Here is a 787-nt window from a genome sequence, read left to right as displayed (position 1 = left end):
CGCTTGACGACCATAGCGAGTTGGTCCCACTCCTTCCCATCCCGAACAGGACAGTGAAACGACTTTGCGCCGATGATAGTGGACGGACGTCTGTGAAAGTAGGTCATCGTCAAGCTTTTATTCCGCAAACCCCCGCAGGTTACCCTGCGGGGGTTTGTCTTTATATATAAGTGAGAGCCTTGAGTTCTCAGCCGCGGTAAAGATGGAGAGATCCAGCAAAACAGCGGTTTTGCAGTAGAAGATGCAGATTAGGCAGAAGCCAGCTGCATGAACTGCAAAAAAGATGTTATAGTTTGCGGCTTGGCTGCTACCGAAATATCAGGGTATACCCCGACATTCCGATAGCTGCTAAGGGAAGCGAAAAGCCGGGACGTTGTCCTGGCGGACCTGAAGGGGTCCAGGCGGTAAGTTGTCAGGTCTTGATGCTGGAGATGAGTTGAAAAACTCAAACAAAAGCGACAACGATTTGACAAGCGCTAAAAACTCCTTCATAATCTCGTTTCTCTGCTGCTGATGCAGCGACGTCGCGTAAGCGGCGAAGCGCGAAGTTGGCGGCAAGATGCAGTAAGTAGTACAGAATTTAGCAGTACCGCTCTTTAACAATTAAACAACCGATAAGTGTGGGCGCTTGATGCGAGTGCATAGTGACTTCGGTCACAGGCACAATGAAATCAAGTGCTCACTAGAAGTGAAGTACCTTAGATGTCAAGTCTAAGCACATACCTCACTTCCTTTGAGTAGCGACGTATGACTCGACCCTTTCGGGGGTTAAGAAATACGAAACAAA

General features: G+C 48.7%; 1 rRNA gene. It reads left to right on the top strand.

Annotated elements, in window-relative coordinates:
• The first annotated feature begins 2 nt into the window (after positions 1–2).
• Positions 3–115 (top strand): 5S ribosomal RNA (rrf, locus tag IB258_RS30190).
• Positions 116–787 lie beyond the last annotated feature (672 nt).

Origin of the sequence: Achromobacter sp. ACM02 (genome assembly GCF_014851605.1) — a bacterium.
Lineage (GTDB): Bacteria > Pseudomonadota > Gammaproteobacteria > Burkholderiales > Burkholderiaceae_B > Achromobacter > Achromobacter aegrifaciens.
This window is presented reverse-complemented; position numbering and strand designations above follow the sequence as displayed.